General features: G+C 68.6%; 20 protein-coding genes. 9 read left to right on the top strand and 11 right to left on the bottom strand.

The genetic code is table 11. The features are described 5' to 3' along the window. The first annotated feature begins 77 nt into the window (after nt 1–77). From ddpX to ABNQ39_RS12655, 3 genes are all read left to right on the top strand, one after another. Complete coding sequence (ddpX, locus tag ABNQ39_RS12665; RefSeq protein WP_376959786.1) at nt 78–626, top strand: D-alanyl-D-alanine dipeptidase; 549 nt, start codon at nt 78–80, stop codon at nt 624–626. Between the two features lie 227 nt (nt 627–853). Continuing rightward, complete coding sequence (locus ABNQ39_RS12660; protein WP_109096003.1) at nt 854–1,906, top strand: polysaccharide deacetylase family protein; 1,053 nt, start codon at nt 854–856, stop codon at nt 1,904–1,906. Between the two features lie 177 nt (nt 1,907–2,083). After that, on the top strand, nt 2,084–2,626 hold the full coding sequence (locus ABNQ39_RS12655; RefSeq protein WP_376957918.1) for a hypothetical protein: 543 nt from the start codon (nt 2,084–2,086) through the stop codon (nt 2,624–2,626). Between the two features lie 95 nt (nt 2,627–2,721). Here ABNQ39_RS12655 and ABNQ39_RS12650 read toward each other — a convergent pair whose 3' ends face one another. Beyond that, the gene (locus ABNQ39_RS12650) at nt 2,722–2,925 is read right to left on the bottom strand and encodes a hypothetical protein (protein ID WP_376957917.1); all 204 of its coding nucleotides are present in this window, start codon (nt 2,923–2,925) and stop codon (nt 2,722–2,724) included. A gap of 12 nt (nt 2,926–2,937) precedes the next feature. Continuing rightward, nucleotides 2,938–3,222, bottom strand: a complete 285-nt coding sequence (locus tag ABNQ39_RS12645; RefSeq protein WP_376957916.1) for a hypothetical protein — start codon at nt 3,220–3,222, stop codon at nt 2,938–2,940. 337 nt (nt 3,223–3,559) lie between these two features. Here ABNQ39_RS12645 and dnaK point away from each other — a divergent pair, with 337 nt between their 5' ends. From dnaK to ABNQ39_RS12630, 3 genes are all read left to right on the top strand, one after another. Continuing rightward, on the top strand, nt 3,560–5,476 hold the full coding sequence (dnaK, locus tag ABNQ39_RS12640) for a molecular chaperone DnaK (protein ID WP_109052287.1): 1,917 nt from the start codon (nt 3,560–3,562) through the stop codon (nt 5,474–5,476). A gap of 151 nt (nt 5,477–5,627) precedes the next feature. Further along, nucleotides 5,628–6,779: a molecular chaperone DnaJ gene (dnaJ, locus tag ABNQ39_RS12635; RefSeq protein ID WP_376957915.1), complete on the top strand. Its 1,152-nt coding sequence runs from the start codon at nt 5,628–5,630 to the stop codon at nt 6,777–6,779. Nucleotides 6,780–7,004: 225 nt separating this feature from the next. After that, on the top strand, nt 7,005–8,195 hold the full coding sequence (locus tag ABNQ39_RS12630; RefSeq protein WP_376957914.1) for a GGDEF domain-containing protein: 1,191 nt from the start codon (nt 7,005–7,007) through the stop codon (nt 8,193–8,195). Nucleotides 8,196–8,201: 6 nt separating this feature from the next. On the opposite strand, the gene thpR is transcribed toward ABNQ39_RS12630, so the two are convergent. The 4 genes from thpR to ABNQ39_RS12610 all read right to left on the bottom strand — a co-directional run bounded on the left by thpR (nt 8,202) and on the right by ABNQ39_RS12610 (nt 11,698). Continuing rightward, complete coding sequence (thpR, locus tag ABNQ39_RS12625; RefSeq protein WP_376957913.1) at nt 8,202–8,753, bottom strand: RNA 2',3'-cyclic phosphodiesterase; 552 nt, start codon at nt 8,751–8,753, stop codon at nt 8,202–8,204. Nucleotides 8,754–8,832: 79 nt separating this feature from the next. Continuing rightward, nucleotides 8,833–9,876: an NADP(H)-dependent aldo-keto reductase gene (locus ABNQ39_RS12620; RefSeq protein WP_376957912.1), complete on the bottom strand. Its 1,044-nt coding sequence runs from the start codon at nt 9,874–9,876 to the stop codon at nt 8,833–8,835. A gap of 28 nt (nt 9,877–9,904) precedes the next feature. Further along, on the bottom strand, nt 9,905–11,071 hold the full coding sequence (locus tag ABNQ39_RS12615; protein ID WP_376957911.1) for an FIST signal transduction protein: 1,167 nt from the start codon (nt 11,069–11,071) through the stop codon (nt 9,905–9,907). 6 nt (nt 11,072–11,077) lie between these two features. After that, nucleotides 11,078–11,698, bottom strand: a complete 621-nt coding sequence (locus ABNQ39_RS12610) for an arylesterase (RefSeq protein ID WP_376957910.1) — start codon at nt 11,696–11,698, stop codon at nt 11,078–11,080. 112 nt (nt 11,699–11,810) lie between these two features. Between ABNQ39_RS12610 and ABNQ39_RS12605 the strand changes: the two genes are divergently transcribed. The 3 genes from ABNQ39_RS12605 to ABNQ39_RS12595 all read left to right on the top strand — a co-directional run bounded on the left by ABNQ39_RS12605 (nt 11,811) and on the right by ABNQ39_RS12595 (nt 15,981). Then, a complete protein-coding gene (locus ABNQ39_RS12605) occupies nt 11,811–12,578 on the top strand; it encodes an ABC transporter ATP-binding protein (protein WP_376957909.1) in 768 nt (255 codons plus the stop codon). Between the two features lie 5 nt (nt 12,579–12,583). After that, a complete protein-coding gene (locus ABNQ39_RS12600; protein WP_376957908.1) occupies nt 12,584–15,109 on the top strand; it encodes an ABC transporter permease in 2,526 nt (841 codons plus the stop codon). Nucleotides 15,110–15,255: 146 nt separating this feature from the next. Then, nucleotides 15,256–15,981, top strand: coding sequence for a Bax inhibitor-1/YccA family protein (locus tag ABNQ39_RS12595; RefSeq protein WP_063635611.1), 726 nt, complete (start codon nt 15,256–15,258; stop codon nt 15,979–15,981). A gap of 106 nt (nt 15,982–16,087) precedes the next feature. Here the strand turns inward: ABNQ39_RS12595 and ABNQ39_RS12590 are convergent, their stop codons facing one another. The 5 genes from ABNQ39_RS12590 to pstC all read right to left on the bottom strand — a co-directional run bounded on the left by ABNQ39_RS12590 (nt 16,088) and on the right by pstC (nt 21,249). Next, nucleotides 16,088–16,816 carry an SAM hydrolase/SAM-dependent halogenase family protein gene (locus ABNQ39_RS12590; protein ID WP_376957907.1) on the bottom strand — a complete coding sequence of 243 codons (729 nt, stop codon included), beginning with the start codon at nt 16,814–16,816 and terminating at the stop codon, nt 16,088–16,090. Between the two features lie 86 nt (nt 16,817–16,902). Further along, the gene (gene phoB, locus ABNQ39_RS12585; protein WP_109452346.1) at nt 16,903–17,607 is read right to left on the bottom strand and encodes a phosphate regulon transcriptional regulator PhoB; all 705 of its coding nucleotides are present in this window, start codon (nt 17,605–17,607) and stop codon (nt 16,903–16,905) included. Nucleotides 17,608–17,721: 114 nt separating this feature from the next. Next, entirely contained in the window at nt 17,722–18,468 is a 747-nt protein-coding gene (pstB, locus tag ABNQ39_RS12580; protein WP_376959785.1) for a phosphate ABC transporter ATP-binding protein PstB, read from the bottom strand. Between the two features lie 89 nt (nt 18,469–18,557). Continuing rightward, nucleotides 18,558–19,874, bottom strand: a complete 1,317-nt coding sequence (gene pstA, locus ABNQ39_RS12575; RefSeq protein WP_376957906.1) for a phosphate ABC transporter permease PstA — start codon at nt 19,872–19,874, stop codon at nt 18,558–18,560. Further along, entirely contained in the window at nt 19,867–21,249 is a 1,383-nt protein-coding gene (gene pstC, locus ABNQ39_RS12570) for a phosphate ABC transporter permease subunit PstC (RefSeq protein WP_376957905.1), read from the bottom strand. Before pstC ends, pstA begins: the two co-directional genes overlap by 8 nt. Nucleotides 21,250–21,255: the final 6 nt, after the last annotated feature.

Below are 21,255 nucleotides of genomic sequence, written 5' to 3'. Positions count from 1 at the left end.
CCGCGACCATGGCAGACGGCGCCGCGGCCATGCTACAGGACGATCGTCTTCCTCATACGCCGACGGTTGCCCTGTTCATGCTGACCGAGATCACGCCTCCGGCCTTCGACATCGACCTGGAGCTTCTCTACGCCACCGCCGACAACCTGTCGGGCGTGCCGATCTACCGCTCGGCGGTGTGCATGCTGCACCCCGATGCGGCCCGGCGGCTCGCCGACGCCATCCGGCTGGCCCGCGGCATCGGCTGCCGGCTGCGGGTCTACGATGCCTTCCGCCCGGCGGAGGCGCAATGGAGGCTTTGGCATGCCTTCCCCGACCCCACCTATATCGCCGACCCGCGGCTGGGGTCCAACCACACCCGCGGCGTGGCGATCGACCTGACGCTGGTGGATGCCGCCGGCGTGCCCCTGGACATGGGCACCGGCTTCGACGCGATGACCGAGCGGTCGCACCATGGCCGCAGCGACCTGACCGCCGAACAGCAGCGCAACCGCGCCCTGCTGCTGGGCGTGATGGTGGGGGCGGGCTGGGAGCACTACCCCTCGGAATGGTGGCACTACCAGCTGCCGGATGCCGAACGCTACCCGCTGCTGACCGACGCCGCGGCCGGCGGCCGGCTGATGTAGGGACAGGGGCGGCCGGTACTGGCCCGAACTCAACTGCCCAAGCTCGTTTGCCCAAGCTCATTTCCACGTGTGCTGCGCCGCAGGCGTTCCATTGTTGCACGCGCGCACCGCATCTCTGCTCTCCGCAGGAAAGCGGCGGACAGCGCTTGTTCGCAGGACGGGGACTGTGGCACATCATTTGCGTTGGGGCGGAGGTCGCCCCGATCAGCCTTTTCCGCAAGGGCGCCATGCCGTTCCGTCGTGCCGTCTCGGTAGTCGCCGCCGCCGCGCTGTCCATCTGGACCGCGTTCGTGCCGGTGTCCCGGCCCGCCGCCGCCGAAGCCGCCTCTCCGCAAGGCGCCAGCGCGGTGGTGTTCGCCTATGACCGCTTCGGCGAGGACCAGAACCCGTCGATCAGCATCCGCATCGACCAGTTCGAAGCGCATCTGGACGAGCTGACCGACGGTGATTACACCGTCCTGCCCCTGCCGAAGATCCTGGACGCCCTGCGCACCGGCAAGCCGCTGCCCGACCGCACCGTGGCGATCACCATCGACGAGGCCAGCCGCTCCGCCTTCACCGAGGCGTGGCCGCGGCTGAAGGCGGCCAATCTGCCCTTCACCCTGTTCGTCGCCACCGACGCGGTGGACCGCGGCTCCCCCGCCCACATGACCTGGGGCGAAATCCGCCAGCTGGCGGCGGCCGGCGTCACCATCGGGGCGCTCGGCACCTCCACCCAGTCGATGCTGGCGCGCAGCCCGGATCAGCTCGCCGCCGACCTGCGCCGGATGTCCGACCGCTTCCAGGCGGAGCTGGGGCGGCGCCCGGCGGTCCTGGCCTATCCGCAGGGCGAATATTCGCTGGCGGTGCGGCAGATGGTGATCGACCAGGGCTTCACCGCCGCCTTCGGCCAGCAGTCCGGGGTTCTGCATCCGCAGGCCGATCCCTGGAGCCTGCCGCGCTTCGTCATGAACGAGACCTACGGCAGCGCCGACCGGTTCGAACTGGCGGCCAACGCGCTGCCGCTGCCGGTGTCGGACCTGACGCCCGACGATCCGCTGGTTACCGTCAACCCGCCGCCGCTGGGCTTCACCATCGCCGACGGGGTGGGCGACAGCTCCAAGCTGGCCTGCTTCGCCACCGGCCAGGGCCGCACCGCGCTGGAACGCATCGCCGAGGACCGGGTGGAGGTCCGCATCCGTGATCCCTTCCCGCCGGGCCGGGCCCGCGTCAACTGCACGCTGCCGGCCGCCGACGGCCGCTGGCGCTGGCTGGGCGTGCAGTTCCTGATCCCGGAATAACCGGCCGCATCGGCAGTTTCCGGGGCCGAGTCCGGGGCATCTCCGACCGCATCAATCGGGCATTGGCGGCCGGTTCCGCCGCGCCTATGGTGCCGCTTCCGGCGTGCCGCCGCGCGGCGCGCTGCGGTTTCCGGAACTGGGCGTTTTCACAAGCGGGCGATTTTTCGGGAGCGGGCCATGGCCGACGACACCTATTCAGCAAGCGGGCCGGGGGGCGGGCAAGGCGGCGCGCAGGGCTCCGACATCGGCTGGGCCGACACGGTGCGGTTCCGGCTGCCGGCCGGCTGGGCCGTCGATGTGGAGGAGCATGAAGACCAGCCGGTGGGCACCTTCCGGCCGCCGCCGCCGGCCGCCGGCGTTCTGCGGCTGGTGACCGACCGGGTGGTGCCGCGACCGGACTCCGGCGGCACCGCCGCAACCCTGCAGGAGATGGCTCTGCGCTTTGTCCGGCCGCAGGACCAGCGGGCAGGGGACCGGACCGTGGACAGCCGGGCCGACGGCGCCGTGATCGCCCAGGCGATGATGCGGACGGAAGAGGACGGCCGGGCGGAGACGCATTATCTGTGGCTGGTCGGTGCGGAGCGCGCCGATGCGGCAGGACCTGTCGCCGCGGTCGCCATGTTCAGCTTCGCGCTGCCCGACCTGATGGATGGCGACGAATCCTGCGCCGAGATGCTGGGCCGGATCGACGACGCCATCCGCAATGCGGAGATTTTGTGAGGCGGCAGGTTTTGTGAGGCGGAAAGCCATCCGCCTCTTCGAAACAAGGGTGCTGCACCAGGGTCTGCTGCAACACGGTCACGGGGGAGCGCCGGTCAGCAGTGGCCGGCCCCGGTGGCCATCAGCGCCTTCATGTGCAGCGCACGCGGGTCGTGGGCGACGGCGGCCTCCTCGGCCGCAAGGGCGGCGAGGCTGAGGAAGCGCACCAGATCGTCCAGATCGCATCGCGTGGCATCGCTCATCAGGCTGTCGAGGCAGGACTTGATGGCCAGGGCCACATCGCGTCGTTCGTCCATCATCGCGCTTCCCTTTCACACCTGTGTGACCAGCATCGCAATTGAACCGCATGGTTGGGCGGCGGCAGCGGCAGCATTGCCGGCCCCGTCCCTTGCGGTCATCCCCAATGGACAAACGAGATAGCATATTCCTTTTGAGTTTTCACTATTAGATTCTCCAAAACTTGAATAATCACAGCAACTGCGAATTGATTGCACACCGCTTTGCACGCGGTTGCTTGTTAATGAAAGGTTAACTTCCTTGACTAGTTCATGAGCTAAGGATTTATCTCTTGTAACACCTGTGACGATTTGAATCATCGCGCTTGAATATCGGGATACTCGTCCTTGCGTACTTGAATACGCAGGTATTCTATTGCCAGGCGCAACAGGACGGCGGCGGTGTGGCAAAGGATGTCGGGGACGCGTTTTTTCCCCGCTTTTGCAGGCCGAAAGGCGCGCCACCCTGTTGCAGCCCGAAACGGCTCCGCCTATATCTCCGCCAGCACGGGCCGGACCCGGGGGCATCGCTTTGATGTGTCGCCCCCGGACACCAGGACCCCAAGCGCTCCACCGACGTTTCACCGACCCTATGGGGATCGCGGCGGTGCCGGACCAGACGGGCCGCCACGCATCTGCCGAACGAAAGAGGCTGAACATGAGCAAAGTGATTGGTATCGACCTCGGCACCACGAACTCGTGCGTCGCCGTGATGGAAGGCGGCAGCGCCAAGGTGATCGAGAACGCCGAGGGCGCGCGGACGACGCCGTCCATGGTCGCCTTCAGCCAGGGCGGCGAGCGGCTGATCGGCCAGCCCGCCAAGCGCCAGGCGGTCACCAATCCGGAAAACACCCTCTTCGCCATCAAGCGTCTGATCGGCCGCCGCTTCGACGATCCGCTGACGAAGAAGGACCAGGGCCTGGTTCCCTACCGCATCATCTCCGGCGACAACGGCGACGCCTGGGTCGAGGCGCACTCCAAGAAGTACAGCCCCAGCCAGATCAGCGCCTTCATCCTCACTAAGATGAAGGAGACCGCCGAGAACTATCTGGGCGAGAAGGTCACGCAGGCGGTCATCACCGTCCCGGCCTACTTCAACGACAGCCAGCGCCAGGCCACCAAGGACGCCGGCAAGATCGCCGGGCTGGAAGTCCTGCGCATCATCAACGAGCCGACGGCCGCGGCACTGGCCTACGGCATGGAGAAGAAGGGGTCCGGCACCGTCGCGGTCTATGACCTGGGCGGCGGCACCTTCGACATCTCCGTGCTGGAGATCGGCGACGGCGTGTTCGAGGTGAAGTCGACCAACGGCGACACCTTCCTGGGCGGCGAGGACTTCGACAGCCGGATCATCGAGTATCTCGCGGACGAGTTCAGCAAGGAGCAGGGCATCGACCTGCGCAAGGACAAGCTCGCGCTGCAGCGTCTGAAGGAAGCTGCCGAGAAGGCGAAGATCGAGCTGTCGTCCACCACGCAGACTGAAGTCAACCTGCCCTTCATCACCGCCGACCAGACCGGTCCGAAGCACCTGAACATCAAGCTGACCCGCGCCAAGCTGGAAGCCCTGGTGGACGAGCTGGTGCAGCGCACGATCGAGCCCTGCAAGGCGGCCCTGAAGGACGCCGGGCTGAAGGCCAGCGAGATCGACGAGGTGATCCTGGTCGGCGGCATGACCCGCATGCCCAAGGTTATCGACGCGGTGAAGCAGTTCTTCGGCCGTGAACCGCACCGCGGCGTGAACCCGGACGAGGTGGTCGCCATCGGCGCCGCCATCCAGGGCGGCGTGCTGAAGGGCGAGGTCAAGGACGTCCTGCTGCTCGACGTCACCCCGCTGTCGCTGGGCATCGAGACGCTGGGCGGCGTCTTCACCCGCCTGATCGACCGCAACACCACGGTGCCGACGAAGAAGAGCCAGACCTTCTCGACCGCCGAGGACAACCAGAACGCCGTCACCATCCGCGTCTTCCAGGGCGAGCGCGAGATGGCGGCCGACAACAAGATGCTGGGCCAGTTCGATCTGGTCGGCATCCCGCCGGCCCCGCGCGGCGTACCGCAGGTCGAGGTGACCTTCGACATCGACGCCAACGGCATCGTCAGCGTCACGGCGAAGGACAAGGCGACCGGCAAGGAGCAGCAGATCCGCATCCAGGCCTCGGGCGGCCTGTCGGACGCCGACATCCAGAAGATGGTCAAGGACGCCGAGGCCCACTCGGCCGACGACAAGAAGCGCCGCGAGCTGGTCGACGCCCGCAACCATGCCGACGCCCTGATCCACACCACCGAGCGGACCATCAAGGAGAACGGCGACAAGATCCCGGCCTCCGACAAGACCGCCGCGGAGGCTGCCGTCGCCGAGCTGAAGTCGGTGCTGGACAGCGAGGATCTGGACGGCATCAAGGCGAAGACCGAGGCCCTGGCCCAGGTCTCCATGAAGCTGGGCGAGGCGATGTACAAGGCCGGCCAGGGCGAGGCCCCGGCTGCGGGCGGCGAGGCGCCGGGCGCCCAGCCGAACGAGCCGGGCGTCGTCGACGCCGACTTCGAAGAGGTCCAGGACGACAAGAAGAAGTCGGCGTAAGCCCGACGCCAGCTTCTTTTTGATACGGACCTGACGCGAGCATCGATGGCCCGCCGCCTTTCCCCGGCGGCGGGCCTTCGGTATGCTGGGGTCAGGCTCCGACGCGACGCGGACAGTTTGGACCAGAACGACTCAAAGGCGGTCGGCCCCCATGGCAAAACAGGATTATTACGAGCTGCTCGGTGTGGCGAAGAACGCCAGCGCGGATGAGCTGAAAAAGGCTTATCGCAAGATGGCGATGCAGTACCACCCGGACCGCAACCAGGGTGACAAGGACGCCGAGCAGAAGTTCAAGGAAGTCAGCGAGGCTTATGAGGTCCTGAAGGACGATCAGAAGCGCGCGGCCTACGACCGGTTCGGCCACGCCGCCTTCGAGAATGGCCGTGGTCCGGGCGCCGGTGCGGGCGCCGGCGGCTTCAACTTCGACTTCGGCGGCGGCGGCGGCTTCGCCGACATCTTCGACGAGATGTTCGGCGAGTTCATGGGCGGGCGCCGCGGCGGCGGCGGTGCGTCCGGCCGCGGCCAGGACCTGCGCTACAATCTGGAGATCGGGCTGGAGGACGCCTTCAAGGGCACCCAGACCACCATCCGCGTGCCCACCACCGTGCAATGCGACGGCTGCAACGGGTCGGGTGCCGCGGCGGGAACCCAGCCGATCACCTGCCCAACCTGCCAGGGTCACGGCAAGGTGCGGGCGCAGCAGGGCTTCTTCACCATCGAGCGGACCTGCCCCGGCTGCCACGGCGCCGGCAAGGTCATCAAGGACGCCTGCAAGAACTGCGGCGGCTCCGGCCGGCTGCGCAAGGAGAAGACCCTTCAGGTCAACATCCCCGCCGGCGTCGAGGACGGCACCCGCATCCGTCTGGCGGGCGAGGGCGAAGCCGGATTGCGCGGCGCGCCGGCCGGCGACCTCTACATCTTCCTGGCGCTCGCCCCGCACCCGATCTTCCAGCGCGACGGCGCCAACATCCATTGCCGGGTGCCGATCCCGATGACCACGGCGGCGCTCGGCGGGGCGGTGGAGGTGCCGACCATCGACGGCAGCCGCACCAAGGTGACGGTGCCGCCGGGCACCCAGTCGGGCCACCAGTTCCGCATCAAGGGCAAGGGCATGTCGGTGCTGCGCAGCGCCCAGCGCGGCGACATGTACATCCAGGCGGTGGTGGAAACCCCGGTGAACCTGACCAAGCGCCAGCAGGAACTGCTGCGCGAGTTCGAAGGCGCCGCCAAGGAAGGGTCGAACCCGCAGTCGGAAGGCTTCTTCGCCAAGGTGAAGGAGCTTTGGGAAGACCTGAAGGACTGATCCCGGCCATCGCCTGGGACAAACCCGACCTGTCTGGACGGGCGGCGCGTCGATGATGCGCCGCCCGTTACTTTTTGTCGCATACTGGGATCTTTGCATGTTTTCGACGGCTGCCGGGCGGTTTATGCGCAAAAGCCGTTGAAGGGGCGGTCATGCACGTGTAATCACCCAGCATGGCTAATCCATTGGCGACACGTCCGGCCGGTGCCGGGGGCAGGCTGCCGCATGCGGGTTGAGAGGCTTCTCGCCGCGCTGGTCGACGCCTTCGTCCGCAGCGACGAACTGCCCGATCTGATCCTGCCGGCGGGCCACTCGCCGATCCTGCAACGCCGCCGCGCCGCGATGATCCAGTCGCGCGTCCGCATGGTGGCGCTGATCTTCGGCATCCTGACGCCGCTGTGGATCGCCATCGACGTCACCGTCTTCGAATGGTCGCTGGCGATCTGGCTGATCCTGCTGCGCCTGACCGCCAGCGCCGCCTTCCTGGCGCTCGCCTTCGACCGCCGGTCGTGCGAGGACATGAGATGCGCCTGGTGGCGGCTGGCGGCGCTGCTGGCGATCCCGACCGTCTTCTTCGCCGTCTCGCACCCGCTGCTCTACAACCAGGGGGTCGACGACCTGCGCATCGCCGTCAGCGCCGGCTACGGCTATCTGCCCTTCGTGATGGTGGCGGGGCTCAGCGTCTTTCCGCTGACCGCGCTGGAAGGGGCGCTGTTCGCGGCACCGATGCTGGGCGCCCATCTGGCCGCCGGCTTCTACGGCTCGCTGGTGATGCCGTTCCCCTCATACATCAGCGCGCTGTGGCTGCTGGCGCTGATCGCGGTGGTGGCGACGCTGGCGGCGATCAGCCAGCTGCATTTCATGATCGCGCTGCTGGAGCAGGCGGCGCACGACGCGCTGACCGGCGCCTTCTCCCGCCGGATCGGCGAGGAGTTGCTGAAACTCCAGGTCGCCCATGCCGAACGGGCGGCGCAGCCGCTGACGGCGATCTTCGTCGATCTGGACGACTTCAAGGCGGTCAACGACCGCTATGGCCATGAGGAAGGCGACCGCGTCCTGCGCCATGCCGCCAACACCATCCGCAGCCTGCTGCGCCAGTCCGACGCCCTGATCCGCTGGGGTGGCGAGGAGTTCCTGGTCGTCATGCCCGACACCCCGCTGGACGGCGCGATGATCGCGGTGGAGCGCATGCGCCGCGCCGGCTTCGGCAAGCGGCCGGACGGCAGTTTGCAGACCGCCAGCATCGGGGTCGCCGAGCAGACCGCCGACCGTCCCGCCGATTGGGAAGCGCTGGTGGAGCTGGCCGATCAGCGCATGTACCGCGCCAAGCAGGACGGCAAGGACCGGGTGGTCGTCACCGGCACCGGAATCAAGCCGGACGCCGAGACCGATCCCTGGGACAGCATCACCGCCTGAGCGCAGTCAGCCGTCCACGGCGCCGTCCAACGGATAGTCCCGCAACGCCTCATAGACGGCGCCGCCGTTGCCGAGATGGCTGCGGTAGAGGGTGAGGCGGTCGACCGGCATCGGGCCGGCGCGGAACAGGCCGCGGTCGGACAGGAAACGGCCGATGCGGTCGGCCGGCGCATCCCTCAGCCGGGCCAGCGTGATGTGGGGGGAGAATTTCCGCTCCTCCGCCGGCAGGCCGCAGCGGACGATGGCGGACTCGACCTTGGCCTGGAGATGGGCCAGCGCCTCGTTGCGCTCCACCCCCGCCCACAGCACCCGCGCCTTGCGGCCGGCGCCGAACACGCCGACCCCGTCGAAGGTGAGCGCGAAGGCCGGCGCCCGCAGCTCCGCCAGGGCGGCATCGATGTCCATCGCCTGATCCTCCGGCACCTCGCCGATGAAGCGCAGGGTCAGGTGCATGTTTTCAGGTTCGGTCCAGCGCGCGCCGGGCACCCCACCGCCCAGACCGGCCAGCCGGCGGCGAACCTCCTCCGTCAGGTCGAGCGCGACGAACAGGCGGAGCATGGGGCACCTCCAGAGTTGCAGGACCGGTTGCTGCAACCACCCGCCCCCAGTCGATAAAGGGGGCGGGCAGCAAGGCGGCTTACGGGCACGGATCCGGCATGCGGTTGTGCACGGCGTCGATCTCCGCCATCACCTCGGGCGACAGGGTCAGGTCGAGGGAGTCGATGTTGGAGATCAGCGTCTCCATCGTCGTCGCCCCGATCAGCGAGGAGGTGACGAAGGGCTGCTGCAGCGTGAAGGCGATGACCATCTGGTTGGGCGCCAGACCGTGGCGGCGGGCGATGTCCAGATAGGCCTCGGTCGCCGCGTCGGCATTGACCGTGTTGTAGCGCGACGGCCGGTGGTCGAGCGAGCGGCGGCTGCCCGGCGGGATGGCGCCGTTCAGATACTTTCCGGTCAGCGTGCCGGCGGCGAGCGGCGAATAGGCCAGCAGCCCGACATCCTCGCGCAGGGCCACCTCCGACAAGCCGTTCTCGAAGGTCCGGTTCAGCAGGTTGTAGGCGTTCTGGATCGAGGCGACCCGCGGCAACCCGGCCACCTCAGCGGCGCGCAGGTAGCGCATGACGCCCCAAGGGGATTCGTTGGAAAGCCCGACATGGCGGATCTTGCCGGCCTGGATCAGCTCGGCCAGCGCCGCCAGCGTCTCCTCGATCGGAACGGCGTCCTGCTCCGGCTTGTGCTTGTAGGTGCGGACGCCAAAGCGGTTGGTGACGCGGTCGGGCCAGTGGATCTGGTAGAGGTCGATGTAGTCGGTCTTCAGCCGCGACAGGCTGGCCTCCACCGCCGCGAAGAGGTTGGCGCGGTCGAGCCGCGACTTGCCCTCGCGGATCCAGCCGAAGCCGCCGGCCGGCAGGCCGATGATCTTGCTGGCCAGGATCACCTTGTCGCGCTTGCCGCGCGACTGGAACCAGCTGCCGATCACCTCCTCCGTCTTGCCATAGGTGTCGGCGGTGGGCGGAATGGCGTACATCTCCGCCGTGTCCCAGAAATTGATGCCGCGGTCGAGCGCCGCGTCCATCTGGGCATGGCCTTCGGCCTCGGTGTTCTGGCGGCCCCAGGTCATGGTGCCCAGGCCGATGGCGCTGACCGACAGGCCGGTGCGGCCAAGCGGACGATACTGCATCCGGAACGTTCCTTATTCGAAATGATCTTTACAGGAAGAGCGTCAGCACGCCGGTGTAACCGTAGAGCCGGTTGTGCGACACCTCGCCCGAGGCGAAGAAGCCGGTCAGCGGGATGTCGCCGAAGACCTCGCGGATCATCGACAGCTCGGTATTGGCGGCACCGAACAGGCTGGGGCCGCGGGCGATGCAGCTGACATAAACCGCCCCCTTCGGCGTCGCCTTCACCCGTTTCTTGAGGCTGTCCAGCATCCTGCGCATGTCGGCGGCGGCGGTCTCCGCATCGCGGCGGGTGAACATCACCGGCTGGCCGGTGGTGACCCGGTCGGCGATGGAGAGCCAGCCGGCGCGCGGATCGATGGCGATCAGGTCGCGCACCAGATAATCCTGGGTGTCGGAGCCGACGATGGGCAGCCCGGCGCAGATCAACCCGGCGACCTGCCGCAGGTCGGCGGCAAGCTCCGGCCCGATGTCCTCCTTGAACACGTCGAGCGCCGGGCGGCCGTCGATCTCCAGGATCACGTTGTCGTCGCTGGCGGTGACGGTGCGCGTCGGCCCGATGGGGCGGCAACCCTGGGTCAGCGCGGTGGCGACCGGCAGCTGCGGCGCAAACAGCACGCCGGACACGCCGCCCTCGGTGACCGGGTCGGCATCCTCCGCCCCGGCGGCGATCTGCGGGAACTCCCCGCGCGAGGCGGTCAGGCCGCCGACCAGGAAGACGCCGGCCTCCTCCGACAAACGGGCGACCAGCCCGGCCATGTCGGCATGGTGCGGGTCGACATGGACCAGCGCCAGCGCCGCGCCATGCTTGTCCAGCCAGCCGCCGGCACTGCCGCGCAGCGGTTCAAACCCATCGGTCAGGGTGGGGAACAGGCGGAAGCTGTCCTCCGGCAGGCGGGCGGCCATGATCGCCAGCCCCGGCTCGTCGAACAGGGCGGCGCCGTTCGCCATCACGCCGATGCCGGCGGTGCCGACCCAATGGCGGATGCCGGTGACGCCGCGCAGCAGGGTGACGATGCTGGTGGCATGCTCCGCCAGCCCGTCGGTCAGGTAGAGGAAACCCAGGTTGCAGCCGGCGACCGGCCCCAGCCGGTCCAGGCAGGCCTTGACCGTCGGTCCCCACTCCGCCCCGGCGGCGCAGGCGGCGGCAAAACGGGTGTCGCTGTCCAGGATCGCGTTCATGGGGGTTACGGTCATGGCGGGTCAGCCTCCGGTCTTTTCTGTAGTCTTCTGGATTTGCGGCAGGCTGTCGAGCAGGGCGGCGACGGAGGGCAGGATGCGCTCGACGATCACCGCCACGCCCTGGGCGTTGGGGTGCAGCCCGTCCGGCTGGATCAGCGCCTGCTGCAACGCCACCCCATCGAGAAAGAAGGGATAGAGCGGCACATCGTAGGTCTTCGCGAGATCCGGATAGATGGCGTTGAAGCTGTCGGTGTAGGGCTTGCCCAGGCTGGGCGAGGCGAACATGCCGGCCAGCAGGGTCGGGACCTTGCGCTCCTTCAGCGTCTTCAGGATGGCGTCGAGGTTGGCCCTGGCCTGACCGGGATCGAGCCCGCGCAGCATGTCGTTGGCGCCCAGCTCGACGATGGCGGCGTCCGGCTTGTCGGCCAGCGCCCAGTCCAGCCGCGCCCGCCCGCCGGCGGTGGTGTCGCCCGACACGCCGGCATTGACGACGGTGACGCTGTAGCCCTTCGCCGCCAGCGCCTTTTCCAGCTGGCGGGTGAAGCCCTGCGGTTCCGGCAACCCATAGCCGGCGGTCAGGCTGTCGCCCAGCGCCAGCAGCTTCAACGGCTGCGCGGCAACCGCGCGGGTCGGAACGGTCATCGATGCCCCTGCGGCAACAAGAAAGGCCAGTGCGGCGCCAAGGGCGCCCGTGTTGAAAGCCCGGCGGGTCGTGCCATATGGCGATGGTCCATTCCGCTTGTGCGAGTGTCGCATGTCCAAGGCTCAGTCCCCTGCAACGTCGTCAAATTCCATCGCCCGCTCTTCAAACGAAATCATCGTTGAACTCGACGACGTCCACCTGAAATTGGACAGCGGCGCCGGACCCGTCAACATCCTGCGCGGCGTGAATCTTCAGGTAGCGGCCGGGGAGCGGGTCGGCGTCGTCGGCCCCAGCGGCTCCGGCAAGTCGACCATGATGATGGTGATGGCCGGGCTGGAACGCCCCAGCGGCGGCCTCATCCGCGTCGCCGGCCAGGATCTCGGGCGGCTGGACGAGGACGGGCTGGCCCGCTTCCGCCGCCAGCATGTGGGGATCGTCTTCCAGGCTTTCCATCTGGTGCCGACCATGACGGCGCTGGAAAATGTCGCCATCCCGCTGGAGTTCGCCGGGGTCGCCGATGCCTTCGACCGCGCCCGCGTCGGGCTGGAGCAGGTGGGGCTGGGCCATCGCATCCACCATTATCCCGGCCAGCTGTCGGGCGGCGAGCAGCAGCGCACGGCGCTCGCCCGCGCCTTCGTCACCGAGCCGTCGCTGCTGCTCGCCGACGAGCCGACCGGCAACCTCGACATCGACACCGGCGCCACCATCGTCAAGCTGCTGTTCGATCTGGCCGAGCGGCGCGGCACGACGCTGGTGCTGATCACCCACGACCAGAGCCTCGCCGCGCGCTGCGACCGCACGGTCCGGCTGGCCGACGGGCGGATCGCCGACGACGGGCAGGCAGCCCGGCGCGCGAAGCTCCAGGCGGCGGGGGAGTGAGGGGGATGACCGACCTCCGCCTCGCGCTCCGGCTTGCCCGGCGGGAGCTGCGCACCGGCCTGAAAGGGTTCTGGGTCTTCCTCGCCTGCCTCGCCCTTGGCGTCGCCGCCATCGCCGCCGTGCAGTCGGTGTCGAGCGGGCTGCTCGACGGGCTGGCGAGCGACGGGCGCTCCATCCTCGGCGGCGACGTCGCGTTGCGGCAACTCTACAATCCGCCGGCCGAGGAGCAGATGGCGGCGTTGAAGGCCGGCGGCCGGGTGTCGACCTCCGCCGAGATGCGGGCGATGGCCCGCGCGGATGACGACGTCCGGTCATCGCTGGTCGAGCTGAAGGCGGTCGACGATGTCTATCCACTCTACGGCGCGGTGACGCTGGACGGTGGCGGCGACCTGCGCGACGCGCTGGCGCAGAAGGACGGCCGCTGGGGTGCCGTGGTCGAAGCCAGTCTGGTCGACCGGCTGGGCATCAAGCCCGGCGACACCATCCATGTCGGCGAGGGCGCCTACCGCGTCGCCGCCGTGCTGGACCGCGAGCCGGACCGCGCCTCCTCCAACGCCTTCTCGCTCGGGCCGCGGCTGCTGGTGGCGCTGCCGTCGCTGACGAACACCGGGTTGCTGCAACCCGGCAGCCTCACCTGGTGGAGCGCCAAGGTGGCGCTGCCGCCGGAGACCGACCTGAAGGCGTGGCAGGAGGGGTTGCGCAGCCGCTTCCCCGACGCGCCGTGGCGGATGCGCGACTACACCAACGCCTCGCCGCAGATCGAGCGCTTTATCGACCGCATGACGCTGTTCCTGACGCTGGTCGGGCTGACCGCGCTGCTGGTCGGCGGTGTCGGGGTCGGCAACGCGGTGCGCAGCCATCTCGATTCGCGCGCCCGCACCATCGCCATGATGAAGTGCATCGGCGCACCCGGCGCCCTGGTCTTCCAGCTCTATCTGGCGCAGATCCTGGCGCTGGCATTGCTGGGCATCGTCATCGGGCTGGCTTTGGGCGCCGTGGCGCCGCTGGCGCTTGGCCGGCTGCTCGACGGCGTGCTGCCAGTGTCGGCCCACATCGGCGTCTATCCCGGCGCCCTGGCGCTGGCCGCCCTCTATGGCGTGCTGACGGCGCTGACCTTCTCGCTGTGGCCGCTGGGCCGGGCGCGCGAGGTGCCGGCGGGCGCGCTGTTCCGCGACGTGATCGCGCCGGCCGGTGGCCGGCCGCGCACGCCCTACACGGTCGCGATGATCGTGTCGGCGCTGGCGCTCGCCGGGCTGGCGGTGCTGACCGCCCACAACAAGATCTTCGCCCTGTGGTTCGTCGGCGGCTCCATCGCCACCTTCCTCGCCTTCCGAGCCGCCGCTGCCCTGGTCACCTGGGGAGCCGCCCGCGTCGGCCGGGTCAAGCGTCCGGGCCTGCGGCTGGCGCTCGCCAACCTGCACCGGCCGGGCAACCCGACGGCGGCGGTGGTGCTGTCGCTCGGTCTCGGCCTGACCGTGCTGGTCGCCATCGCGCTGATCCAGGGCAACTTCTCCCGCCGGGTGTCGGAGACCATCCCGCAGGATGCCCCCGCCTTCTTCTTCGTCGACATCCAGCGCGACCAGTTCGATCCCCTGCGCGACCTCGTCACCGCCGTCCCCGGCGCCAGCGCCTTCGAGGCGGTGCCCAGCCTGCGCGGCCGGATCGAGCGGGTGAACGGCCAGGACGCCGAACAGGCTCTGGTCAACCCGGAGCAGGCCTGGATCCTGGCCGGCGACCGCGGCATCACCTATTCGGCGACGCTGCCGAAACACTCAACCGTCACCGCCGGCAGCTGGTGGCCGACCGACTATGCCGGACCGCCGCTGATCTCCATCCACCAGAGCGTCGCCGAGGCTTTCGGCATCGGTCCCGGCGCCACCATGACCGTCAACATCCTGGGCCGCAGCTTCGAGGCGAAGGTCGCCAACGTGCGCTCCGCCGATTTCAGCAGCATGGCGATCAACTTCACCATGGTCTTCGCCCCCGGCACGCTGGAGGGGGCGCCGCAGACCTGGGTCGCCACCGTCCGCGCCACGCCCGACGCCGAAGCCCAGGTGCAGCGCGCCGTCCTGCAACGCTTCCCCAACATCACCATGGTGCGGGTGAAGGACGCGCTCGACACCGTGGCGGAGATGCTGGGCCACATCGGCACCGCGGTGCGCATCGTCGCCGGCATCACGCTGGCCGCCGGGACGCTGGTTCTGGCCGGGGCGGTCGCCGCCGGCCACCGCCGCCGGGTCTACGACGCGGTGGTGCTGAAGGTGCTGGGCGCCACGCGCGGCGACGTGCTGCGCGCCTTCCTGCTGGAATACGGGCTGCTGGGCCTGCTGACCGCGGTCATCGCCGGCATCATCGGCACGCTGACCGCCTGGGCGGTGCTGAAGTTCCTGATGCATTGGGAATGGAGCTTCCTGCCGTCGGCGGTCATAACCACCGCTTTGCTGAGCACGGCGATCACGCTGGCTTTCGGGTTCTATGGTACTTGGCGGGCTTTGGGCCAGCCTTCGGCGCCATTGCTTCGGAACGAGTGATTCCCGCGTCATGAAGCCGCAGGAAAAACGAAACGTGAAAGCTATTTCATCTGGAAAAACCGCTGCCGATTCCTATTGAACCGCCTGACGGACTCGCCAATATGTCCTGGCACGGGATCACCCTATTCCATCGAGGAAACCAAACCATGGCAGACCCGACCTATAACCGCTTCGCGACCGCAGGCCGCGCGACAGATCGGGGATACTTCGACGAAGGCCTGCGCCAGCACATGCTGCGCGTCTACAACTACATGGGTGCCGGCCTGATCCTGACGGGTCTGGTCGCGGCACTCGTGTCGTCCAGCCCGGCCATGATGGCCACCATCTTCGGCACGCCGCTGAAGTGGGTGGTGATGCTGGCTCCGCTCGCCTTCGTCATGGTGCTGTCCTTCGGCATCCAGCGCCTGTCCTTCGCATCGGCACAGATGATCTTCTGGGCCTATTGCGGCGCGATGGGCCTGTCGATGTCGGCCATCTTCCTGGTCTTCACCGGGGCGTCGATCGCGCTGACCTTCTTCGTCACCGCCGCGACCTTCCTGGCGATGAGCCTCTACGGCTACACCACGAAGGCCGACCTGTCGAAGATGGGCTCGTTCCTGATGATGGGCGTCATCGGTCTGGTGATCGCCGGCTTGGCGAACATCTTCTTCCAGTCGCCGGCCCTGCACTTCGCGATCTCCGCCATCGGCGTGCTGATCTTCACCGGCCTGACCGCCTATGACACCCAGGCGATCAAGGAAAGCTACGCCGAGGGCTACGATCACGAGAGCACCGGCAAGCTGGCCCTGATGGGCGCCCTGACGCTGTACCTGGACTTCATCAACCTGTTCCAGTTCCTGCTGCAGTTCCTGGGCCAGCGCAACAACGACTGAGCCTAAAGACATTCGACCCGAGACGCCTGATCGGACAAGCATCGGATCACGCGCCAGCCGCCCGGAAGCACCCGCTTCCGGGCGGTTTTCTTTTGTCCGGCTTTTCTCAGGACTCCACCGTCACCGGGTCGCCGACCGCCAGCCCCAGCACCCGGTCGGCCCGCCCGCGGTTGACGGCGATCTCCACCAGCCCGTTGGAGTTCTCGTACCACAGCGGCTCTCCCGGCCCGACGGCACCGAAGGTGCGGGCGCGGGCGATGCGGGCGCCACCGGCGGTCAGCACCGCATCGGCGGGCAGGGCGGAGGCCCGCAGGCCGGTCATGGCATTGCCGTAGACATCGACATAGACGATGCGCGGCAGTTCGTCCGGCCAGTCCGGACGGTCGATGGCGGCGGGATCGAGCGGGCTGCGCGCCACGGCATGCCCGGTGGCGAGGCAGGCGGCGACGGGGGCGAACAGGTCGCGGCCATGGAAGCTGGCGGACAGCCGGTCCGGGATCCAGTCGATTGTCCAGGCGTTTAGCGACGTTGTGCGGCGGGCGATCAACGCGAACAGGCCGTTGTCGGGACCGACGAACCAGCGCCCGTCGGCCTCCACCATCACCGGCCGCCTGTCGGTGCCGACGCCGGGATCGACGACAGAGAGAAAGACGCTGCCGGCCGGGAAGGCCGCAGCGTAGGCAGCCAGCAGATAAGCGGAAAGCTGCGGGTCGAAGGCGGGGGCGTCGGCGAACAGGTCGATGACCGGCACGGCCGGCGCCTGTTGCGCCAACACCGCCTTCATCTGGCCGGTGTAGGGACCGGAAAGCCCGAAATCGGTGAAGAGCAGGATCATGGGGGATATGGGGGAAGGCATGGGGGCCAGTCTCACCAATGCTGCGGTGGTTCTGCCCCCATCCTACCCCCATCCCAACCCTGGGCTCACACCGACTTGGTATCCAGCGCGTAGCCGGCCGACCGCACGGTGCGGATCAGGTCCAGCTCGTCCTCCTCATTCATCGCCTTGCGCAGGCGGCGGATGTGTACGTCGACCGTACGCGGCTCGACGTACACGTCATGGCCCCACACCAGATCGAGCAGCTGTTCGCGCGAGAACACCCGGCCGGCATGCTGCATGAAATGGCGCAGCAGGCGGAATTCGGTCGGGCCGAGGTGTACGTCCCGGCCGTTGCGGCGGACGCGGTGGGCGGCCAGATCCATCGTGACGTCGGCGAAGGTCAGCACCTCATCGGTCATGCCGGGCGACGCGCGGCGCAGCACGGCGCGCATGCGCGCCACCAGCTCGGTCGGGGAGAAGGGCTTGGTGATGTAGTCGTCGGCGCCGGAATTCAGGCCGCGCACCCGGTCGCCTTCCTCGCCGCGGGCAGTCAGCATGATGATCGGGATGTCGCGGGTCTTGGCGTTGCGGCGCAGCTGGCGGCAGACCTCCAGCCCGCTCATCAGCGGCAGCATCCAGTCGAGCAGGACGATGTGCGGCGTCTGCTCGCCGGCGGCCAGCAGGGCCTCCTCGCCGTCGCTGGCAGTGGCGACGCGGAAGCCTTCCTTTTCCAGGTTGTACTTCAGCAGCGTCAGGATGTCGGCCTCGTCCTCGACGATCAGGACGAGCGGCTTCAGGGCCGCGTTCATGGTGGCTCCGTTCACAGCGCGCGTCTCGACGTTAACCGGCATGGCACAGCCTTTTCAACAAAGGAGGGAAGAGGGGCGGGCATTGGGAAAGACAGGGGGCACACAGGGCGGATCTCAGCCATAGCGGCCGGTGATGTAGCCCTGGGTGCGCTCGTCGCGCGGGTTGGTGAAGATGTCCTCGGTGTCGTCGCACTCCACCATCTCGCCGAGATGGAAGAAGGCGGTGCGCTGCGACACGCGGGCGGCCTGCTGCATGTTGTGGGTGACGATGACGATGGTGTAGTTGGCCCGCAGCTCGTCGATCAGCTCCTCGATGTGGGCGGTCGCGATGGGGTCGAGCGCCGAGCAGGGCTCGTCCATCAGGATCACCTCGGGGCTGACGGCGATGGCGCGGGCGATGCACAGCCGCTGCTGCTGGCCGCCGGACAGGCTGGTGCCCGGTTCGCGCAGCCGGTCCTTCACCTCGCCCCACAGCCCGGCGCGCTTCAGCGAGGTCTGCACCACCTCGTCCAGCTCGTCGCGGCCGGAGGCCAGGCCGTGGATGCGCGGGCCGTAGGCGACATTGTCGTAGATCGACTTGGGGAAGGGGTTCGGCTTCTGGAACACCATGCCGACACGGGCGCGCAGCTGCACCGCATCGACCGCCTTGCCATAGACATCCTCGCCGTCGAGCGCGATCCGCCCGTCGACCCGGCAGCCCTCGATGGTGTCGTTCATCCGGTTCAGGCAGCGCAGGAAGGTCGACTTGCCGCAGCCGGACGGGCCGATCAGCGCCAGCACCCGGTTTTCCTGGATGTCGAGGTCGATGCCCTTCAACGCCTGCTTGGCCCCGTAGAACACCGTCACCCCGCGGGCGGTCATCTTGTTGGGCAGCGCGGCGCCCGCGTGTTGACCGGCACGGTCGCCGGCGCGGGGCCGCAGCTTCAGCGGGTTCTGAATGCTCATGACGCTCACCACCGTCTCTCGAAAATCTTGCGCAGGATCACGGCCGCGCCGTTCAGCAGGATCAGGACGCCGAGCAGGATCAGGATCGCCGCCGAGGTGCGCTCGGTGAAGGCCCGCTCCGGACTGTCGGCCCACATGTAGATCTGCACCGGAAGCACCGTGGCGCTGTCGGTCAGCCCATGGGGCACGTCGACGATGAAGGCGACCATGCCGATCATCAGCAGCGGCGCCGTCTCGCCCAGCGCACGGGCCATGCCGATGATGGTGCCGGTCAGGATGCCGGGCATCGCCAGCGGCAGCACATGGTGCAGCACCGTCTGCAAGGGCGAGGCGCCGACGCCCAGCGCCGCCTGACGGATCGACGGCGGCACCGCCTTCAGCGCGACGCGGGACGCGATGATGATGACCGGCAGCGTCATCAGCGCCATCACCAGCCCGCCGACCAGCGGGGCGGAGCGCGGCATGCCGAAGAATCCCAGGAACACCGCGAGGCCGAGCAGGCCGAAGATGATCGACGGCACCGCGGCGAGGTTGTTGATGTTCACCTCGATCAGGTCGGTCCAGCGGTTCTTCGGCGCGAATTCCTCCAGATAGACCGCGGCGGCGATGCCGGTCGGCACCGACAGCGCCATCGTCACCAGCAGGGTCAGCAGCGAGCCGGCGATGGCGCCGCCGATGCCGGCCTGTTCCGGCTCCCGGCTGTCGCCCGCCGTGAACAGGGTGGTGTTGAAGCCCTGCGCCAGCGCACCCGAGGCCAGCAGCGCGTCGGCGGCGGCGATCCTGGCGTCGCCGATCCCGCGCTCGCTCTCCGGCAGGTCGCGGCGGTAGGCGCCCTTCACCAGCTGGTCGATCTGGTCGTCGGCGCGGACCCAGATTGTCTGCGTCGTCCCGGCCAGCGCCGGGTTCTTCGCCACCATCGCCTCCAGCTCGTAGGGTGCGCCCGACGACAGCAGGTCGTTCAGCACGCGGCGGCCGGCACGGTCGGTCACCTGGGGGAACTGGGCGTAGAGCGCCCGGCGCAGCAGGGCGGTGTAGTTGCGGTCGGCGACCTCCGCCGGGTCGAGCGTCACCTCCAGCCGGATGCGGGCCTCCAGGAAGGCACTGGCGCCCTTCGTGACGATGGATCCCAGCAGCAGCACCAGCATCAGCGCCGCCAGCGCCACCGCGGCGGCGCCGGCCAGCCGGAAGCGGCGCTCCGCGGCATGGCGCGCGCGCAGGCGGCGGGCGAAGGCCTCGCTGCGCAGGCGCGACTTCGGTGGCGAGGAGGTAGGGGCGGAGGAGGGCGTCACGGCCGCCGCGTCCCGCTCGACGAGGTCAGTCATATTTTTCCCGATAGGTCCGGACCACCCGCAGGGCGACCATGTTGAGGCAGAGCGTGACGAGGAACAGCACGAGGCCGAGGCCGAAGGCCGACAGCGTCTTCGGGCTGTCGAACTCCTGGTCGCCGACCAGCAGCGTGGCGATCTGGGTGGTGACGGTGGTGACCGCCTGCAACGGGTTGGCGGTCAGGTTGGCGGTCAGGCCCGACGCCATGGTGACGATCATCGTCTCGCCGATGGCGCGGCTGACCGCCAGCATCACCGCGGCGACGATGCCCGGCAGCGCCGCCGGCAGGACCACCTGCCTGATGGTTTCCGACTTGGTGGCGCCGAGACCGTAGGAGCCGTCGCGCAAGCTCTGCGGCACCGCGTTGATGACGTCGTCCGACAGCGAGCTGACGAAGGGGATGATCATCACCCCCATGACGATGCCGGCGGCCAGCGCCGATTCCGAACTGACGTCCAGCCCCAGCGCCTCGCCGACCGAGCGCACGAAGGGCGCCATGGTCAGCGCGGCGAAGAAGCCGTAGACCACGGTCGGAATGCCGGCCAGGATCTCCAGCGCCGGTTTCAGCCAGGTGCGCACGCCGCGGCCGGCATATTCCGACATGTAGATCGCCGCCATCAGCCCGACCGGCACCGCCACTGCCATGGCGATCACCGTGATCAGCAGCGTGCCGGCGAACAGCGGGATCGCGCCGAAGGAGCCGCTGGATCCCACCTGATCGGCCCGCATCGCCATCTGCGGGCTCCAATGGGTGCCGAACAGGAAGTCGAGCGGCGAGACGACGGTGAAGAAGCGCAACGCCTCGAACAGCAGCGACAGCACGATGCCGACCGTGGTCAGGATGGCGACCAGCGAGCAGACGACCAGCGCCACCCGCACCACCCGCTCCACGGCCGGGCGGGCGCGCAGGTCCGGGCCGATGCGGTGGCGGCCCCAAGCCAGCCCGGCGACGGCGAGGCTGGCGCCGACCGCCAGCAGGCTCCAGCCGGCAAGATCGCGCAACGCGGCGTAGCGGCGCGCCGCCTCGACCACCAGCGGATCGGCTTCGCGCCCGGTCGAGATGCCGTGGGCGAGGTTGAGGATGTCGGCCTTCAGCAGGGCGACCGACTGGCCGTCGCCGGTGGTCAGCCGCTCCGGCAGGGCCGACAGCACCAGCTGCATGGCGAGCCAGCCTTCCGATGCCGTCCAGGCGATGAACAGCAGCAGCGCCGGCAGCCCGGCCCACAGCGCGACATAGACGCCGTGATAGGAGGGGACCGAATGCAGCTCCGCCACCCGCCCGCCGACGGACGCCGCGGCGCGCGACCGGCCGATCATGAAGCCGATCACGGTGAGCAGGGCCAGGATCAGGGCGAGGAGGGTCAGGTGCATGCGGGT

Origin of the sequence: Azospirillum sp. A26 (assembly GCF_042604635.1) — a bacterium.
In the GTDB taxonomy this organism is placed as follows: Bacteria; Pseudomonadota; Alphaproteobacteria; order Azospirillales; family Azospirillaceae; genus Azospirillum; species Azospirillum palustre.
Note: the sequence above shows the minus strand (reverse complement) of the source record. Positions and strands in the feature narration are given on the sequence as shown.

Bases quoted from the DNA above. Each gene is read 5' to 3' on its own strand.
- ddpX (WP_376959786.1), top strand. From the start codon at position 78: ATGCTGACCGAGATCACGCCTCCGGCCTTCGACATCGACCTGGAGCTT.
- ABNQ39_RS12660 (WP_109096003.1), top strand. From the start codon at position 854: ATGCCGTTCCGTCGTGCCGTCTCGGTAGTCGCCGCCGCCGCGCTGTCC.
- ABNQ39_RS12655 (WP_376957918.1), top strand. From the start codon at position 2,084: ATGGCCGACGACACCTATTCAGCAAGCGGGCCGGGGGGCGGGCAAGGC.
- ABNQ39_RS12650 (WP_376957917.1), bottom strand. From the start codon at position 2,925: ATGATGGACGAACGACGCGATGTGGCCCTGGCCATCAAGTCCTGCCTC.
- ABNQ39_RS12645 (WP_376957916.1), bottom strand. From the start codon at position 3,222: ATGATTCAAATCGTCACAGGTGTTACAAGAGATAAATCCTTAGCTCAT.
- dnaK (WP_109052287.1), top strand. From the start codon at position 3,560: ATGAGCAAAGTGATTGGTATCGACCTCGGCACCACGAACTCGTGCGTC.
- dnaJ (WP_376957915.1), top strand. From the start codon at position 5,628: ATGGCAAAACAGGATTATTACGAGCTGCTCGGTGTGGCGAAGAACGCC.
- ABNQ39_RS12630 (WP_376957914.1), top strand. From the start codon at position 7,005: ATGCGGGTTGAGAGGCTTCTCGCCGCGCTGGTCGACGCCTTCGTCCGC.
- thpR (WP_376957913.1), bottom strand. From the start codon at position 8,753: ATGCTCCGCCTGTTCGTCGCGCTCGACCTGACGGAGGAGGTTCGCCGC.
- ABNQ39_RS12620 (WP_376957912.1), bottom strand. From the start codon at position 9,876: ATGCAGTATCGTCCGCTTGGCCGCACCGGCCTGTCGGTCAGCGCCATC.
- ABNQ39_RS12615 (WP_376957911.1), bottom strand. From the start codon at position 11,071: ATGACCGTAACCCCCATGAACGCGATCCTGGACAGCGACACCCGTTTT.
- ABNQ39_RS12610 (WP_376957910.1), bottom strand. From the start codon at position 11,698: ATGACCGTTCCGACCCGCGCGGTTGCCGCGCAGCCGTTGAAGCTGCTG.
- ABNQ39_RS12605 (WP_376957909.1), top strand. From the start codon at position 11,811: ATGTCCAAGGCTCAGTCCCCTGCAACGTCGTCAAATTCCATCGCCCGC.
- ABNQ39_RS12600 (WP_376957908.1), top strand. From the start codon at position 12,584: ATGACCGACCTCCGCCTCGCGCTCCGGCTTGCCCGGCGGGAGCTGCGC.
- ABNQ39_RS12595 (WP_063635611.1), top strand. From the start codon at position 15,256: ATGGCAGACCCGACCTATAACCGCTTCGCGACCGCAGGCCGCGCGACA.
- ABNQ39_RS12590 (WP_376957907.1), bottom strand. From the start codon at position 16,816: ATGATCCTGCTCTTCACCGATTTCGGGCTTTCCGGTCCCTACACCGGC.
- phoB (WP_109452346.1), bottom strand. From the start codon at position 17,607: ATGAACGCGGCCCTGAAGCCGCTCGTCCTGATCGTCGAGGACGAGGCC.
- pstB (WP_376959785.1), bottom strand. From the start codon at position 18,468: ATGACCGCCCGCGGGGTGACGGTGTTCTACGGGGCCAAGCAGGCGTTG.
- pstA (WP_376957906.1), bottom strand. From the start codon at position 19,874: ATGACTGACCTCGTCGAGCGGGACGCGGCGGCCGTGACGCCCTCCTCC.
- pstC (WP_376957905.1), bottom strand. From the start codon at position 21,249: ATGCACCTGACCCTCCTCGCCCTGATCCTGGCCCTGCTCACCGTGATC.